Origin of the sequence: Actinacidiphila oryziradicis (assembly GCF_005047355.1) — a bacterium.
Classification (GTDB): domain Bacteria; phylum Actinomycetota; class Actinomycetes; order Streptomycetales; family Streptomycetaceae; genus Actinacidiphila; species Actinacidiphila oryziradicis.
In genome coordinates, this window is sequence record NZ_SUMC01000006.1 from 118858 (window position 1) to 135104 (window position 16247).

The following is a 16247-nucleotide window of genomic DNA, read 5'->3' on the forward strand; positions in this document are numbered from 1 at the left end:
TGTAATTTGCGAGGCGTTCGGGGCACAAGGGTCAGGTCGGTGCGGGATGATCCCGGCATGAGTGGGGGACGCCGGGAGCGCCGGTTCATCCGATGGTTTGTCGCATTGAGTGTGGTGGCGGTCGCGGCGGCGGCCTGGTGGGTGGGGGCGCAACTGCGGGCAGGGGTGTCGGCCGTCGATGCGGTGACGCTGCTCGGCCTGCCGATCGCACTGGTCAGCGTGGCTATCGCGGTGCCCGGACTGAGGCAGGACCTGACGGCGTCGATGCAGACTGAGGACGACACGGGTGCCGCCCGGGCCGCGGCCGCCAATCTGGCCCGGGACATTGCGCAGGCCGAGGGTGGACAACTGCAGCGTATGGTCGGCGGGGTCCATGAGCGCATCAACCTCCGCTACACCCTCGAAGTGGCCAACGACTTGGCGGCAGCCGCAGCGCCCGCCAGCGAGGGGCGTCTGGTGGATGAAGTTGTGACGGCCGCCGTGCCGGGTATCGCGTCGTTCTACCGCGGCACTCGGCCCGCCCGCCTGGTTGTGACCGGCTCCCCCGGCGGCGGCAAATCGGTCCTGGCCCTATTTCTGCTCATCGAGCTGAGCAGTCATCGGTCTGAGACCGATCCCGTGCCGGTGCGCCTGTCAATGGCCGGGTGGGATCTTCAAGCGGCGCCGAGCTTGCGGGACTTCCTCGTCCAGCATCTCGTCCATAACCTGGACCAGCCTCCGAAACGAGCCGAACTGCTGGTCCGGCACGGTCTGATCCTCCCCGTTCTGGATGGTCTGGACGAAATGGATCCCACCCTCACCCAGGACGGTCACCTTGTGCTCGACATCGACGGCAACCCGGTACCCGACCCCGACGCTCCCCGCGCCCGGGCGGCGCTGGATCTGCTGAACGCCTACCAGGACGGCCAAGATCTTCTGGCACCCGGGCCACTGGTCCTGACCTGCCGTGGCGCCCACTACGACGCTCTGCCCGACGTCGACCGTTTGCGCACCGCGGCCCGCATCCGCATCGCACATGTCACGCCGGGGGACGCAGTCACGTACCTCGAACGCCGCGGCATCGGCATCGCCCGCTGGCAGCCCCTGCTCCAGCACCTGCGCGACCGCCCGACCAGTCTTCTGGCACACACCTTGTCGACCCCGTGGCGCCTCTCTCTTGCTGCCACGGTCTACCGCCACGAGGGCGACCCCACCGATCTCCTCAGCCACCCCAGCCCGGTTGAGCTCGACGATCACCTCCTCGCCCGCCTCATCCCATCCGTAACCGCACTCACCCCCAACCCCCGCGACTACACTCCCGACCAGGTCCACGCTTGGCTTCACCACCTCACCCACACCACCTCCCCGGGCGCCACTGACAGTTCCGGAGGGACAGACCTGGCCCTTCACCGGCTGTGGCCACTGGCGGGAAGACGTGCCGTGCGCGCAACCGACGCCATCCTCACCACCCTGACTGTTCTCTTGCTCTCTGCCCCCCTGACGTTCGTCATCGCTCCCCAGCCCTTCACCGCAGAGATTTTCGTGTTCGTCTTCGCCTTAACCGCTGGTGCATGGGCGGGGCGCAGGAATGTACGGATGCCCCGGCGGCTGCGCTGGCGCAGCCTGCGTACACCGGCTGGCATGCGCGCGGCAATCAGGGTGTTTCGTGAGGAACAGGGCAAATGGTTTGACCGCCTCGTTGATATGCCCTATCGGTTTTTCGCCGTGACCTTCGCATGGTTCGCGGCCGCGTACGCGATGACAGCAGTCCTGGTGAGCGGCCTGGGGATAATCGAACTGCCGGTCTGGCTCCCTAAACCCTTGCGCCCCGACGCGTTTCTCATTCCGAATGATCCGAACAGCTCGCGCACTGGGCATGTATTCACTTCCCTCTTCTTTGGATTCTTTTACGGAGCAATCATCGAGGTATTGGTCATTCTGCTGCCCGCCATCTTGATTGCCGTACCGATCTCGGTGCTTGGCGGGCTGGCTGCAGCTCTCACTGACGCGCCCGCTGCAGCCGACAGGCCTACAAAGATCATCTGATCCGATCTCACCGCGGGCGCCGTCATTGGGCTGGGGGCGTGCGTGTTGGGGCCTGGCGGTCTCATAACCTTGGGGCCTACGCTCGCCCTTACCGTCGGGACCGACGCCGGGCGGCGCTATCTGGCGTTCCTGCTCTGCAGTCGAGCGAAGAAGCAACTTCCACTGGCTCTGGGCACGTTCCTCGACTGGGCGTACACCGCACGCCTGCTGCGTCTTTCCGGCACCGGCTACCAGTTCCGCCACCGAGAACTCCAGCAATGGCTCGTAAGGCACCCTGCCCCACCAGCGCCGTGAATCGGCGCGCGCAGCAACTCGCTGACGGCGTCCGAGGCGGTCAGGCGCACCGGGTCGGAGCCGGCGGCCCGCCCCTCCGACCCGTCGACAATCCCTAAGTCGATCGATATCACCGCGGGTTCCCCCACCCGTAAAGCAAACTGACGTCATGTCAACGCCGATCACGTAGTACGGATGTGTGTACGGTCAAGGGGTCACGCGCTGCCCCATCGGCTGCCGGTCACGGCCGACGACCGGTACGACCACATTCCGGTACCGGTACCCGGACCCTCGTACCAGCCGACATGCTGGTACTCGTATGTGCCACCCGGCCACGCTGAGTGACATGCAAGCCGACGCCGAAGCCGCCGCTCCCCAGGCGCAACCCGCCCCGCCCGCAAGCACGTTCGCGCAGCTCCTCAGCCCCACCCGGCGCGGTGCGCGCCTGGCCCGGCTGCTCGCTGAGCAGCAACTCGCCGACTGGGGTTGGCCCCGGGGCGGCGAGGCGACTCAGGACGCGGTGCTGATCGTTGCTGAACTCGCGGCCAACGCGATCCAGCATGGACGCATCCGGGGCCGAGATTTCCGTCTGGTGCTCATCCTCGGCTCCGACGGCCACCTGCGTATCGAGGTGACCGACGCGCGTGCCGACCGGTTGCCCCAGCTTGCTCACGCGGGCCCTGCCGGGGAAGCCGGCCGGGGCCTGCTGATTGTCACGGCCCTCGCGGGCCGCTGGGGTGTCGATCACTGCCCGGCCCCGCCCGCGCGCAAGACGGTCTGGGCGGAGTTGGCGCCGCCCGCCGCCGTGGTGATCGGCGGTGCCTCGACGTGATGGATCGATCGCATGGTATCGCTGATACCTTCGGTATCATGAGCGAACCCAAAGCAATGAGCCTGCGCTTCCCCGACCCCGAGCAGCGCTCTGCCATCGCCGCTGCTGCCAAGGAGGCCGGGGTCAGCATGCAGGAGTACATCCTGTCGGCTGCCTACGAGCGCGCGACCGCCGTCGAGGCGACGTTCCTGGCTCACTTCGAGGCATCGGTGGCCCGCAGTCACGAGGCCTTCGCCGCCGAGCCCAGCAGCATCGATCCGGCCCCCGAGCAGCGCGCCGCCGAGAAGCAGGCCCGTCGCGACCTGGAGCGTCATGAGCAGGGCGGCGCCGCGTGAGCCAGCCCGAACCACCGCACCAGCCGCACCGGATCGACGTACCTTTTCTGCTGCACGCGGCCGAGCGGCTCCCCGGAGACCCGCGAGTCGATGATTACGGACCGCTCTATGCCGCCGTCGCCCGCGTCTACGCCCGCGCCATGGACCGCGACATCTACGGCTCCCACCACCTCAAGGGCGCCGCACTGCTCCAGACCCTGGTGAAAATCCCCTGTCTCGAACGCTCCAACGAGGCCTACGCCTGGCACTGCACCGAGGCATTTCTCGCTCTTGGCGGACACCGTTTGGACTATGCTCCGAAAGCGGCGGTCGCCCTCGTCCGGGACGCTGCCACCGGCACCGTTGGCGTCGCTCAGATGGCCCGTCAACTCCGCGCCTGGACGATCAGCTGAACGCGGCAGGGCTGACTGTTTTGGTGTAGATCCATGCTCAACGAATGTGGGCGGTGGCCGCATTGCGGTCGCCGATGCCCCCGCCATGTCTGTCCGTGACGGCTTCGCCTCGCGGCCGATGCCTGGACAACCAGGCCCTCCGGCGGCCAAGCGATCGTCCTCCATGAGCTTGGAGGCATTGCCGCCTGCTGGCACGACGTGCCGACCATTTTACGCCCTTGACGGCCTGGCCCACCGCCCCGACCCTGAGAACACGGTCGCCAACAAGTCGTCCTCTGGGGGAGTCATGGCACTGAGGTTCATCGGGATCGACCCGAATACCAATGGCGGAAACTGCCCGTCGGTCTGGATTGACGAGGCATCAGGGGACCTGGTGTTTCAGGGTTGGGAAGTCACTGATCACGCTACCCTGGCTGAGGTCGGGGCTCGGAGCCCGATCGCAGAGCACGAGAGGATCGTGCGGCTGCCGGCACGGATGCGGGCGATCATCCTGGAGGCGTGTGGTGACGGAGCGGCCGACCTTCGATGAGCTCTTCGACGGGTGCCGGCGCTCGGCTGTGCATCTGGAGATGCGGGATATGTACACCCCAGATGACCCCGCATACATCGATTGGAAAGCCGGCGTACCCTTCGATCCCGTCGAGCGGTTCCGTGACTGGTACGACCTGATCGTCGCGACGGTCGGCCGTGGGGTAGAGGTTCGTCGCGCCCGTATCGTCTCGGAGCCCGTGACCGACTTCATCCGCCACGAGTTCGAGGTGACGCCCCTTCTCAACATCCCCGCAGGGGAGCGGGTCCGTTGGCTTCCCCGGCGCCTGGCGTCGGATCTCGCTCTGCCTGGGAATGATTTCTGGGTATTCGACGACCGCCTCGTACGCTTCGGCCATTTCGCCGGCGACGGTGACTACCTGGGCCAAGAGATCGTGGAGGAATCCGCTGTCGTGAAGCTCTGTTCGTCTGCTTTCGAAGCGGTGTGGGAGCGCGCGGTGGATCACCAGGACTACCGGCCGCAGTGACCAACGAGGATGACCAGGCGGCGGAGCAGCGGTCAGGCATCTCGAACGAATTCTCCGGCGGCGAAGCGCAAGCGGTCGTGCAGGCCGGAACCGTACACGGCGGGATCCACCTGACGACCACGGCACGGCCACCTTTTCCGTCGCCCCACCAGCTTCCGATGCGGCCCACCGGCTTCGTGAACCGGCGTTCCAGCATCAGAAGACTCGATGAGCTTCTCCAGGCGTCGCAAGCGGATGGTGGTGAGGAGAATGGTGTGGCGCTCTCCGCCGTGGCCGGTGCGCCGGGCGTTGGCAAGACAGCGCTCGTTGTGCACTGGGCGCACGGCGTGCGCGAGCGGTTTCCGGACGGCGATCTCTATATGGACATGCAGGGTTATGGCCCGCATCAGGCCGTCACTCCGCTGAGCGCACTGGATGCGTTTCTCCGCGCCCTCGACACACCCGCCGACAGAATCCCCGAAACGCTTGAGGAGCGGTCCGCGCTCTTCCGGTCCCTTCTCGCAGGCAAAAGGGTTCTGGTTCTCCTGGACAACGCTTCGTCGTCACCGCAGGTGCGTCCGTTGATACCGGCTACCCCGGACTCCTTTACGTTGGTCACAAGCCGAAGTGCACTCCCAGGCCTGGTGGCGAGAGAGGGAGCGATGCGGATGACACTCGATGTCCTGACGCCCGGAGAGTCGGTCGCGCTCCTCTCCCGGTTCGTGGGCCGATCCAGGATCGACGCGGAGCCAGCCATGGCACTTCGCGTTGCCGAACTGTGTGGGTATCTCCCGCTCGCACTGCGAGTCGTCGGTGAGCGGGCGTCGAACAGACACCATCTCTCGCTGGAGGGACTGGTCGGAGAACTGGTCGACGAACGGGTCAGACTTGACGCTCTCGCCTCGCTGGAGGATGAGCTGAGTGACACCCGAGCCGTCTTCTCCTGGTCCTACCGGGCCCTTGTCCCCGACCTCCAGCAAGCCTTCCGGCGGCTTGGCCTGCAGACCGGAAGCGATATCGGCGTCGATGCGGCGGCTGCCCTCATCGGTTGCGACGTAACAACGGCGAAGAGACAGCTACGAGCCCTGGTGGACGTCCACCTGCTCCAGGAAGTCTTCGCCGATCGCTACCGGATGCACGACCTGCTGCGCTCGTACGCGACCGAGCAGGCGGCAGCCGAGGACTCACAAGGTGAACGCACTCAGACCGTCCGCCGCCTGCTCACCTGGTACCTGCTCGTCGCGGACCTCGGCAGGTGCGCCATCCTGCCCCACTCTGCGGCGGTCCCGCTTGTGCCCGCTCGCAGGGTGGAGATCAGAAGCGCATTCGCCGACAGCACCGAGGCGATGCGGTGGTTCGCGACGGAACGCGTCAATCTTCTCGCGGCCCTCCGGCAGGCCACGGAGTCCGGGCACCTGGACATCGCCTGGAAGCTCGCCATCACAACCAGCGGATTCTTCGAACTGCGGTCGTACTGGCTGGACTGGGAGGACAGCGTGCGGGCCGGCCTCGCCGCGGCTCAAGCCTTGGGTGACGAGTTCGGCGAAGCCGTCAGCAACCTCATCCTGGCTGATGTCTCCTGGCGGAATGGCCAGTTGGAGGAGGCCGCTGACCAGTACCGGCAGGCGTCCCGGATCGCGCACGACATCCCGGTCGGCTGGATAGAAGGGTTCGCCTCGCGAGGGCTGGGTCTTCTTCGGGAGGAGCAAGGAGATGCCACGGGCGCACAGGGCTGCTTCCAGGCGGCGCTACGCGTCTTCCGGGCAAGTGAACACCGGCGCGGCGAAGGCATGTCGCTGCTCAGCATGGGCAAGTGCGCGCGTGCGAGCGGCGATCTGACACAGGCAATCGCTCACGGGGAAGCCGCTGTTGAAATCTTCGCGGATATCGATGACCCCTGGACGCTTGCTTGGGGAGCGCTCCCCCTGGCTGCGGCGCTTGCTGACGCGGGTCGCCATGATGACGCCTTGAACCATCTCCGACCGGCCCTGGAGGTATTCAGGGGCTTCGACGACCGGCGCAGCGAAGCTATGGCACTGCTGTCACTCGGCGACGTATGCCGGGACTCCGGCCGCCTCACCGAGGCACATGCCTACTGGAGCCTGGCGGCCGACCTCTACGAAGCCCTCGGTGACCCCAGGCACGAGGAGATTCGTGGACGTTGCGGGGGCGGCGGACCTACGTCAGAGGGAAGGGCCGCCGACAGCTGACCGTGGCTCTGCCGTCATCAGGTGGGCGTGAGCGGCAGTCCGCAGGCGGGTGGTGGCGGTCGAGTACGGCGTGCTCACGGCACAGTCTGTCGCCAAGCCAGACCTTCTCCACCTTCACCGGCTGCCCGGCAAGCAGCCTCTTTCGGAAGCACTCGATCGGGCCGTTCCTGGCTGCGGCTACGACGGCGGCGCCCGCGCCACCACTCAAAGACCAAGGCGAGGCAATGCGACCTTCGCACTCCACGCCGGACCCGGGAGCCGCGTACGCCGCCGAAGGCCGCTCTTTTCAGCCATTGACGTACACATATTCGATGTTGTGATGATTCTGAAATCCGTTGACGTTGCTAACGTATGTGCGACATGCTCAAGTCGGCAACGGCAGACCACAGCTGCCGCGCCGCCCTCAACAGTCGCGCCCAACGCAAGGGACCACCAACATGACTGACGAGACTTTTTCCTCTCCCGTCTCCCTGCGTGACCTGCTCCTTAGCCGCCTGAGCGGCGCGGGCCTGGCCCCGGAGGCGCAGGGTTTGCTGCGCGAGCTGCTGCCTGAGGAGCAGGCCAGGGGCGCCGAGCGGGCCGGGCCCGTCTACCTGCGGTCCATCTCGGCCGCCGGATGGCGCGAGCCGGCAGGTGATCGTCTTCACCCACGACACCCGCCTCCAGCAGGCCATCAGTCACCTGAGCATCCCCGCGACCATCCTGGAAGTCTCCCGCCAGACCGACTCCGTCGTACACGTGGCCCAGGTCAGCGACCCGGTCGACCGGGCGCTCGACGAGGCGCGGGCGGTCGCGCTGGACGGGAACCTGCCGCAGGAGGTCGCCGACCGCGTGCTGCCCGCGATGTGCCGCGTCGCCCTGGAGGCGGCCTTTCTGGAGCCTGCCCGGCGCCGACTGCGCGCCACCGGGCTGAGCTACCTCTCCGTCGAGCAGAAGATCGGCAAGGCGCGTCCGCTCACCGAACTCGCTGCGCTCGCGCTCTCCGACACACCGATGGAACGCGCCCAGGTCCTGGAAGCCGTTGCGCGGGACCACGGGCCGTGGGCACGGACCTTGATCCAGCAGTGCAACGCCGGAACCCACCAGGCCCTGCCCACGGTCGCCGACCGACGGGACCTGGTAAAGAGCACCGAGCGGCTTGCTAAGGCGGTGCAGGGCCGGTGACCCTTTCCGCCAGCGGCCTCGTCGCTGCCGCCGACCAGCTGCTTGTGCCCCCGCCGGGCGTTACCCACACCCTCACCCCCGGTCTTCGCGCCCGTGCCGCCGCAGCCCTGCTACGGCTGGCCCTGGACGAGACCATGGACGAGTTCTGGCGCAGCATCACCCCGAACATGACCCGCAACGGCCGAACCAGGATGCTCTGCCTGGAGTCGTACGTCAGACCCTCCGTGGCCCGCCAGTGGTACGCGGTCTGGTCCGCCCTCAGCGCCGCCTGCCACCACCACAGCTACGAACTGCCGCCCACCCCTGCCGAGGTCCGGGCCTGGCACCAGGACGTCACCGAACTACTGCGCGTACTGCCCTCCGCCCGGCTCTGACCTACCGCGGCTCGCTCCGCCACCGTCCGAAAGGAAACCACACACCGTGGACAACCGCCGCTACCGCATGGTGGTCACCAGCGGGCTTGACTACGTCAGGACAGGTGCGCAGGTCGACGACCAGCTGCGCCGCTGGCTGCGGGAGCCGCCGAAGGCCTACGACATCGACGCCTTCGCCGAAGGACGCAATGAGATAGCCCGCGGCGTGACCCTCGACCACGACTCCACGACCGGGACGACCGGTGTCTACGGACGCTGGCGGCTGCGGGAGACGGCCCCCAACGGGACCTGGCAGACCACAGTGCTGATACGGCAGGTCGGAGGCGGGCCGACCTGGGTCCAGCTGGACGTCGAGCACCTTCCGGACGACCCTGACACCGCACCCGTACCGGCCAAGACACCTCGGCTCGCGAAAAGCCTGCTCGGCGTCCTGGAGGCACGCGACGGCCGAGCCGATGTGACGCCCGACCCTCAGGTCGTCGAAGCGGATGACGTCGACGCCGTCATCGACGAGCTGTGCGACGAGGACCGGCGCCTGCCCATCGTCATTGCGAGCAGCCCGTACGGTGTCGACTTCGACAGCTGGCTGGAGCAGACGGTGGACCCTCTGGTCCGCCCTCTGGCCGGCCTGGCCATCCTCTACGTTCTCGCGCCCGGGGCCGAGGCCCGCTTCAACCAGGAACTGGGTTACCACCGCGTCTTCGGCGGCGGCATCCGTACCTATCTGCCCGGAGTGGACCCGGCCTGGGCGGCGGACGGCCAGCGGCACCGCGTGATGTCCCGCCGGCTCATCACCGAGAACCCTGGCCGTGCCAGCCGCATCCTGGCCCAGTTGCCGCAAGGCCTGGCGACCCGCATGCCGTTGCCCGCAGAACTCGACTCGGTCCCGGTAATGCGGACCCGGACCAGGGACGCCGTGGGCACCTCCGAGCTGGAGCGGCTGCGCGACGAGAACCACGCCCTCTTCGAGATCCTGGAAGAGGCCGGGCGGGAACAGCGCGTCCGAGCCGACGAGATCCGCGACCTGAAGCACGAACTGCAGCAAGCAGGGGACAACGAGTCGCTGCTTACCGTCGATTACGACGAGCAGTATCAGCAGCTCCACAAGGCCAAGGCACAGGTGCTGGCCCTCCAGAAGCGGCTGTTGGTCATGGGAGCAGGCGAAGCCGCGTTCTCCCCTATCGACAGTTCTCCCACCGACCCAGAATCCTTCGCGGAGATCCTCGGCAGGATCGGCGAGATGCCGCGCTTGCATTTCACCGGCTCCAGCAAGGTCGCCCTGGAGCTCGACGACCAGGCTTACGGCTCCTCGTGGGTGCGCATGACCTGGGACGCCGTGCTGGCGCTGCAGGACTTCGCCGATGCAGCAGCCGAAGGCAAGGTCAACTGCGATTTCAAGCAGTGGTGCACGGACGCTCCGGGCGGTGTGCACACGATTTCACCGCGGAAGATCGTCCGGGATGAGTCGAAGACGGTGAAGTCCAAGTCCAACTGGCGCAGGGAGCGCACCTTTCCTATACCCGAGTATGTGGACTCCAGCGGCAAGGTGTTCATGGGTGCCCACCTACGGATTGGCGGAGGCAACACGGTCGCACCGCGTCTCCACTACTTCGACGGATCCTGCGCCGAGCACGGGATATTCGTCGGCTACATAGGTCCCCACCTCACCAACACGCTCACCTGACGGAACGGGTTGTGCGGTCATGTTGACCGGGAAGAGGCCAGTCCAAGCCATGGCTCTCGATACGCTCCGGCCTCAAGGCGGCAGAGGAGCGCTCTGCAGGAGACAGAAGTATGTGCAGCCATCTCCGGCGGGGTCCGATGAGCCGTTCCTCGGGCCTCAGGCGGCCCGCGCTCACACGAGGATCTCTGGCAGCCAGCCGATATGGCGGAGCGTGGGTATGACCCGGAAGAGGGTGAAAGCGATGACGGGGGTCTCGTTGTCCTCCCTAGGAAAGTAGACGGCGTGTTGGAGGGGCTTCACGTCCTGCGGGTGTTCCAGGTTTGTCGAAGGGAGGTCGGGGTGGTCGAAGGCCGGTGCCAGGGTCACGCCCGGGCGGGCGGTCAGGTCGCGCAAGTCCTGCAGGCCGCAGCTGATTGCGAGCTTCTCCGTGGTGAGGGACTTCTTGAAGAAAGGGCGGTCATGGGGGCCCGGCCAGGCCAGCCATGCCATGATCCGCAGTCGGCCCGGGCGCCCGGCGCCGGGCTCGATGCCGGCACGTCGCCGGTTGTGCAGGTTGGAGAGGGCAGCCGGCATCTCGGGCACGACCGCGGGCTGATAAAGCACGAGGTCCCGCTCGCCGTTATTCCACCGGGTGTCGTGAATTGTCAGCAGAGGGCGACCAGGGAGAGAAAGGCGCCAATCGTCAGCCACGCCAGTCGACGATTCTCCGGAGCATGTGGTTCCGGATTTCTCGGATCGGGTGCCGCCCTGCCGCAAAGTGAGATCGTCCACGAGTCTCCTGGTGTGCCGTGCCTTCGGGCCGGTGGGTGATACGGCACATGGCGTGCCGGGTGTTGTACAGAACGTATCCGCTGTGTCAGTCGCATGGGTAGGGTCGGGAAGAACCACCGGTGAGGCGGGCACGCGAGATGTGCCCCGGTCGAGGAGTGTGCGTGAGCGAGGAGAGCGGGCAGCATTCCGAGCCGACGGAGTTCCCGGAGTTCCAGCTGCGGCTGCCCGGCGGGGACGGGATCGACAGGGCGCGGGGAGTCCTGCTGGACGCGGTGGGGACCAACGGCAGCCGCAAGTTCCTCATCCATGCCGGATCCCCGGCCCGCGACCATGTGATGCCCTCGTTTCCCAAGCACTTCGTCGGCACCTACCGGCGGCGCGAGGTGCTGAAGGCCGAAGGTGTACTGCGCCCTTCCGAGCGGTGGCCCGGATGGCTCGAACTGGCCGAGGACGTGGAGTGCGGATCGCCGTCCTTCGCCGCGGAAGTGCTGGTCGGTGCTCCTCGGAACGGCTGGGTGGAGTGGAAGACGGAGGCCGGGGCGCCCCTGTCGGACTTCATGGAAGGCGTTTGGTCGGGCCCCAATCGCGCCTGGCTGGTGCGAGGCTCCAACGTGTCCGGCAGCGACCTCGTCCAGCGGCTCTGGCTGCCCGAGGGGCGGGTCTCGCTCTCCGCGGCGCGGCTGCGCCAGGGCGTCGGGCAGGGGGCGAGCAAGGAGGGGCTGCGCACCTTCGTCGAGCAGGACTACGGGTCCACGGCGACGTACAACCAGAAGCTGGAGCTGGTCGAGGAACTGCACGCCTTCCTCTCCCGGATGAAGCCCGGCGACACCGTGTGCACGATCTCCGGCGGACAGTTCTACGTCGGCGAGGTCACCGGGTCCGCGGAGCAGACCGCGTCCGAAGGCGGTCGGTCCAACCTGCGGCGGCCGGTCGAGTGGCAGAGCACCGGGTACGCGTACGACGAGCTGCCCGAGGAGCTCCAGCAGAAGCTGTCCGTCCAGCATGACGTCGTCGACCTGGCCGCCGTACAGCCCCTCATCGACGGGCTCGGGCTCACCGACGAGGAACTGGTGGACGGGGCGGAGGCCATAGAGCGCGACCCGAGCGGCGAGATCCCGGCCATCACCGCCCGCCGCGAGCTGGAGCTTCCCGAGCCGCAGCAGGACTTGGCGGACGAGCTATTGGTGCACGACGTGGAGTGGCTGCGAGAGGTCCGCGATCTGCTGTGGGACGAGCGGCAGCTGGTGCTGTACGGCCCGCCGGGAACGGGCAAGACATATCTGGCGCTCAAACTCGCCGAGTTCCTGGGCGGTGGGCCCGAGCAGGTCAAGCTGGTGCAGTTCCATCCGTCGTACGCCTACGAGGATTTCTTCGAGGGTTTCCGCCCGCAGGAGGACCCCGAGACCCGCGAAGTCGCCTTCCGGCTCACCGCCGGGCCGCTGCGCGAACTCGCCGACCTGGCGTCCCGCGAGGGCAACCGGCACATCCCGCATTTCCTGATCATCGACGAGATCAACCGGGCCAACCTCGCCAAGGTCTTCGGAGAGCTGTACTTCCTGCTGGAGTACCGCAACAAGTCGGTGCGGCTCACCTACTCCGGCGACGACTTCGCGCTGCCGCCGAACCTCTTCGTCATCGGGACGATGAACACCGCCGACCGGTCCATCGCGCTCGTGGACGCGGCGATGCGCAGGCGGTTCGCGTTCGTCGAGCTGTCGCCACGCACCGAACCGACCAGCGGACTGCTGCGACGCTGGCTCGCTCGTCAGGATATGGACAGTGAGCCCGCCAACCTCCTTGACGAACTCAACTCCCGTATCGACGATGCCGATTTGCGCATCGGACCCTCGTATCTGATGAAGAAAGGCGTCTACCGGGAGGGCGGTCTGGAGCGGACCTGGCGTACCAAGATCCTGCCGCTGCTGGAGGAACACCACTACGGGGAGGACGTCGACATCGAGAAGCGGTACGGGCTGCACGCGCTGCGGACGGCCATCGGCAAGGGTGGAAGCGAGGGCGAGCTCGCCTCGTGACCGTCGTCGAACTCGCCGAACACGGCCCGGCTGTCACCCGGCCACTCCCGGCCGAGGTCGGCCGGGCACTCGCCGCCTCCCGTATCGTCGATGCCGCCCCCGACCCGTATCAGCCGGGCAGCTGGCGATTGCGGGCCGGCAGCAAGGTCGGTGCGGTCGTGCTGCAGGTCCCGCAAGGCGAACCCGTCACGCTGCGCATCACGCCCAAGGTGCCCATCGCCCGGCTGTTCTTCCTTCTCGGATACGCGCTGAACCCCAAAGTGCACCGCGACGGCGCCGTGGATGTCGCCGAGCACACCGAGGTGCTCCCGGCCGTCGCTCACGCCTACGAGCGAGCCCTCGAACGCGCGCTGCGGCAAGGAGTGCTCCAGGGCTACCGGCACACCGAGGAAGCCGCCCTGGTCGTCCGCGGCCGGATCCGGGAGGCCGACCAGATCCGCCGCCACCACGGACGCGCCTTCCCCGTCGAGGTGGCCTACGACGAGTACGGCACCGACATCGCTGAAAACCGGCTGCTGCGTGCCGCGACCGAACGGATCTGCCGCCTGCCCCGGGTGCCCGGCGACGTACGCCGCAGGCTCCGGCACCACCGCGCGCGGCTCGCCGACGCTGAGCCGCTGGTGAGCGGGCACGAGCTGCCGCGGTGGCGGCCCAGCCGCCTCAATGCCCGCTACCAGCCCGCGCTGCGACTGGCCGAAACGGTGCTGCGCGGATCGTCGGTGGAGCATCTGCCGGGGGGTGTCGCCGTCGACGCGTTCCTCTTCGACATGAACAAGGTCTTCGAGGGCTTCGTGTGCGTAGCGCTCCGAGAGGCGTTGGCTCCGTACGGCGGGCGGAGCACCCTCCAAGCCCGTGGGGTCCACCTCGACGAGGACGACGCCGTTCGGATGCGCCCCGACCTCGTGTGGTACAAGGACGGAGGCCGACCAAGCGCCGTCGCCGACGCAAAGTACAAGGCGGAGAAACCCGAGGGTTTCCCGGAAGCCGATCTCTACCAGATGCTCGCCTACTGCACGGCACTCGGACTGCCCGAGGGCCACCTTGTCTACGCGAAGGGCAATGCTCCGCACGCCTCACACCGGGTCCGGAGCGCTGAGATCGTCATCCACCAGCACGCTCTGGACCTCGACCAAGCACCGGACGAACTCCTCGTGTCGGTGTGTGCCCTGGCCCACCGGATGGCCAGCGACCTGCGCGTATGAGCACCGCCGGACCATCCGCCCGAGGGTAACGAGCTCCGCCGTGCCGCAGCTCGCGTTCGTGGCGTGCGCCCGCGCCGGGTTCCTGCCCGTGCACGGGTGAGCGGGAGAGTCAGGCACCCTCGGGGGGCGGGTTCAGGGCACCGTTCGTGAGGCCTTCGCGGGCGAGGGCGGTGGCCTGTCCGCTGAGCCTGGCGAGCTGCCGAGTGCGTTCCTCGAACTCCTGGAGCGCGCGGAACGCCGCGCCGTAGCGGCGTTGCTCCTGGATGCCCATCTGAGGGATGCGGGAACCACGCGCGTCGACGCGGAAGGCGCCGCTGGTGCTGGTGGAGCGGCGCTTGTTGGCGGGGCTGAGGAGGAATCCGTGAAGGTAATCGGTGTCGAGGTGGTCGCTGGCTGAGGCAGGATCGCCGTCGGTGTACTCGACGAGCCCGGCACGGGCGAGATCGGCGACGCTGACGGACGCGTTGTCGAGGGTGCCGGGGCCGCCGCCGGGGGCGAGTTGGGGCAGCAGGGCCTCCAGGGCGTGGAGTTGGTCCTGCAGCTGGCTGCGGAGGGTCGCGTACTCGGTCAGGTAGTCGCGGTGGGTCCCACGGACGTGGGTGCCGGGGGTCAGGTCGACGGTGTCGTCCAGGAGGTCGATGAGAGGGACGTCGACAGCCTGGTCGGGTTCGGGGTCGAGGGGGCCGTCCGGGGAGTTCGTGGTGAGATCCACCATCTGGACGGCTTGTACACCGTCCGGGTTGGGGCGTCGGAGGAACCAGAGGTGCACGGGGAGGGAGTGGGCTGTGGCCGTGCCGGGCGGGAGGGCGACGACCTGGACGAGGATGCCACGGCGGACGAGTTCCGCGCGGATACGACGGCCGGCCTTGCGGTAGGCGACGGACGCGGGCATCACCAGGATGGTCCTGCCCCCGGGAGCCGTGTGGGCGTAGGCGTGCTGGAGCCAGGCGAGTTCGCCCTCGGCGCGTGAAGGGGTGCCCAGTTCCCAGCGCTGGTCGAGGAGAAGGTCTTCACGGCCCCAGTCGGGCGAGGCGACCGGCGGGTCGCAGATGACGAGGTCCGCTTTGAGGTCGGGCCACTGGTCGTCGCGCAGTGAGTCGCCGGCCCGGACGTCGGTGGGGGTGCGGCCACTGAGGGTGGCGCGGAGCTGGGCGAAGTCGGCCATCGCCGGGCCGACTTCCTGGCCGTGACGGGTGGGGCCGGATGCCGGGCCGAGGCAGAGGAGGAGGGTGCCGATCCCGCAGGCCGGGTCCAGGATGCTCGCGGTCTTCGGGACGGGCCCCGCGAAGTGCTGCACAGCCTGGACGATCCGGGGGGAGGTGACCTGATCGGAGCCAGCCCGGCGAGTCGAGTCCAGGAAGCGCTCGCCGAGAGCGGCGATCAGCTCGGTATTCGATGTGTTCCCGGCGATCTCCATCGTCTGCTGGGTGATCTCGGGCGCGAGACCTGGTGGTGGGGTGCCGTCCGCGAGGAGTCGGGCGACCGCGGCGAGCCCTTGGATCAAGTCGTCCCCGTACGCGCCGCGCAGTGACTGCCAGAGCCTGACCTCGTCGGACACATCGTGTCCCTTGCGCTGCTTCGCGAGCCAGGCACGCACCTCGGTGAGGTGGAAGAGAGGACTGTTCGTCCCGCCGCCGGCCGGTGCGGGAAAGTCGTCGTAGCGGCGCCGCCAGTTGGCGACGGCGGCCCGGGTCACTCCTGCCAGCCGGGCGATCTCGGCACCGGTGATCAGCGGATCAGAGGCGGAGCGAGTGTCGTCCTTCATGCAGTCACCGTACACGGCGAAGGGATCGCTCTCAGAGATTAATTCGTGTTGGCGACGTACACATGCTGTGTATGTTATGGGGCGACCAGGCTGGCGGGGCGATAGGGAGCCTGCGGGAGCACGCGGGGTCATACCTACAGATGCCGGTGTTCCGATAAACGGGCATTCGACCCTTGATCGTCAAGCCTCCCA

At 67.6% G+C, this 16247-nt stretch carries 14 protein-coding genes; 12 read left to right on the forward strand and 2 right to left on the reverse strand.

The window, feature by feature from the left end:
• Positions 1 to 57 precede the first annotated feature (57 nt).
• From FCI23_RS08790 to FCI23_RS08840, 10 genes are all read left to right on the forward strand, one after another.
• The gene (locus FCI23_RS08790; RefSeq protein ID WP_169316724.1) at positions 58 to 2025 is read left to right on the forward strand and encodes an NACHT domain-containing protein; all 1968 of its coding nucleotides are present in this window, start codon (positions 58 to 60) and stop codon (positions 2023 to 2025) included.
• Between the two features lie 69 nt (positions 2026 to 2094).
• The gene (locus FCI23_RS08795; RefSeq protein ID WP_136722907.1) at positions 2095 to 2319 is read left to right on the forward strand and encodes a hypothetical protein; all 225 of its coding nucleotides are present in this window, start codon (positions 2095 to 2097) and stop codon (positions 2317 to 2319) included.
• 325 nt (positions 2320 to 2644) lie between these two features.
• Positions 2645 to 3130: an ATP-binding protein gene (locus FCI23_RS08800; protein ID WP_246143559.1), complete on the forward strand. Its 486-nt coding sequence runs from the start codon at positions 2645 to 2647 to the stop codon at positions 3128 to 3130.
• Positions 3131 to 3168: 38 nt separating this feature from the next.
• A complete protein-coding gene (locus FCI23_RS08805) occupies positions 3169 to 3465 on the forward strand; it encodes a type II toxin -antitoxin system TacA 1-like antitoxin (protein WP_246143561.1) in 297 nt (98 codons plus the stop codon).
• Positions 3462 to 3857 (forward strand): fic family toxin-antitoxin system, toxin component, encoded by a 396-nt coding sequence (locus tag FCI23_RS08810; protein ID WP_136722908.1) that lies wholly within the window; start codon positions 3462 to 3464, stop codon positions 3855 to 3857. Before FCI23_RS08805 ends, FCI23_RS08810 begins: the two co-directional genes overlap by 4 nt.
• A gap of 503 nt (positions 3858 to 4360) precedes the next feature.
• Positions 4361 to 4873: a DUF6879 family protein gene (locus tag FCI23_RS08820; RefSeq protein ID WP_136722910.1), complete on the forward strand. Its 513-nt coding sequence runs from the start codon at positions 4361 to 4363 to the stop codon at positions 4871 to 4873.
• Positions 4874 to 5127: 254 nt separating this feature from the next.
• Positions 5128 to 7062 carry an ATP-binding protein gene (locus FCI23_RS08825; protein ID WP_169316725.1) on the forward strand — a complete coding sequence of 645 codons (1935 nt, stop codon included), beginning with the start codon at positions 5128 to 5130 and terminating at the stop codon, positions 7060 to 7062.
• Positions 7063 to 7695: 633 nt separating this feature from the next.
• Positions 7696 to 8226 (forward strand): hypothetical protein, encoded by a 531-nt coding sequence (locus tag FCI23_RS08830; RefSeq protein ID WP_136722912.1) that lies wholly within the window; start codon positions 7696 to 7698, stop codon positions 8224 to 8226.
• On the forward strand, positions 8223 to 8600 hold the full coding sequence (locus FCI23_RS08835) for a hypothetical protein (protein WP_136722913.1): 378 nt from the start codon (positions 8223 to 8225) through the stop codon (positions 8598 to 8600). Before FCI23_RS08830 ends, FCI23_RS08835 begins: the two co-directional genes overlap by 4 nt.
• 46 nt (positions 8601 to 8646) lie before the next feature.
• Entirely contained in the window at positions 8647 to 10284 is a 1638-nt protein-coding gene (locus tag FCI23_RS08840) for a hypothetical protein (RefSeq protein WP_136722914.1), read from the forward strand.
• Positions 10285 to 10455: 171 nt separating this feature from the next.
• Here FCI23_RS08840 and FCI23_RS08845 read toward each other — a convergent pair whose 3' ends face one another.
• A complete protein-coding gene (locus FCI23_RS08845) occupies positions 10456 to 10866 on the reverse strand; it encodes a hypothetical protein (protein ID WP_246143563.1) in 411 nt (136 codons plus the stop codon).
• Positions 10867 to 11216: 350 nt separating this feature from the next.
• Between FCI23_RS08845 and FCI23_RS08850 the strand changes: the two genes are divergently transcribed.
• Both FCI23_RS08850 and FCI23_RS08855 read left to right on the forward strand, forming a co-directional pair.
• Positions 11217 to 13088: a DUF4357 domain-containing protein gene (locus tag FCI23_RS08850; protein ID WP_246143564.1), complete on the forward strand. Its 1872-nt coding sequence runs from the start codon at positions 11217 to 11219 to the stop codon at positions 13086 to 13088.
• Positions 13085 to 14290: an McrC family protein gene (locus FCI23_RS08855; RefSeq protein ID WP_136722916.1), complete on the forward strand. Its 1206-nt coding sequence runs from the start codon at positions 13085 to 13087 to the stop codon at positions 14288 to 14290. The genes FCI23_RS08850 and FCI23_RS08855 overlap by 4 nt, the downstream gene beginning before the upstream one ends.
• 109 nt (positions 14291 to 14399) lie before the next feature.
• On the opposite strand, the gene FCI23_RS08860 is transcribed toward FCI23_RS08855, so the two are convergent.
• Positions 14400 to 16055, reverse strand: a complete 1656-nt coding sequence (locus FCI23_RS08860) for an N-6 DNA methylase (RefSeq protein WP_136722917.1) — start codon at positions 16053 to 16055, stop codon at positions 14400 to 14402.
• Positions 16056 to 16247: the final 192 nt, after the last annotated feature.

Coding starts and splice junctions, on each gene's coding strand:
- FCI23_RS08860 (WP_136722917.1), bottom strand. CDS start 16,055: ATGAAGGACGACACTCGCTCCGCCTCTGATCCGCTGATCACCGGTGCC.
- FCI23_RS08800 (WP_246143559.1), top strand. CDS start 2,645: ATGCAAGCCGACGCCGAAGCCGCCGCTCCCCAGGCGCAACCCGCCCCG.
- FCI23_RS08805 (WP_246143561.1), top strand. CDS start 3,169: ATGAGCGAACCCAAAGCAATGAGCCTGCGCTTCCCCGACCCCGAGCAG.
- FCI23_RS08790 (WP_169316724.1), top strand. CDS start 58: ATGAGTGGGGGACGCCGGGAGCGCCGGTTCATCCGATGGTTTGTCGCA.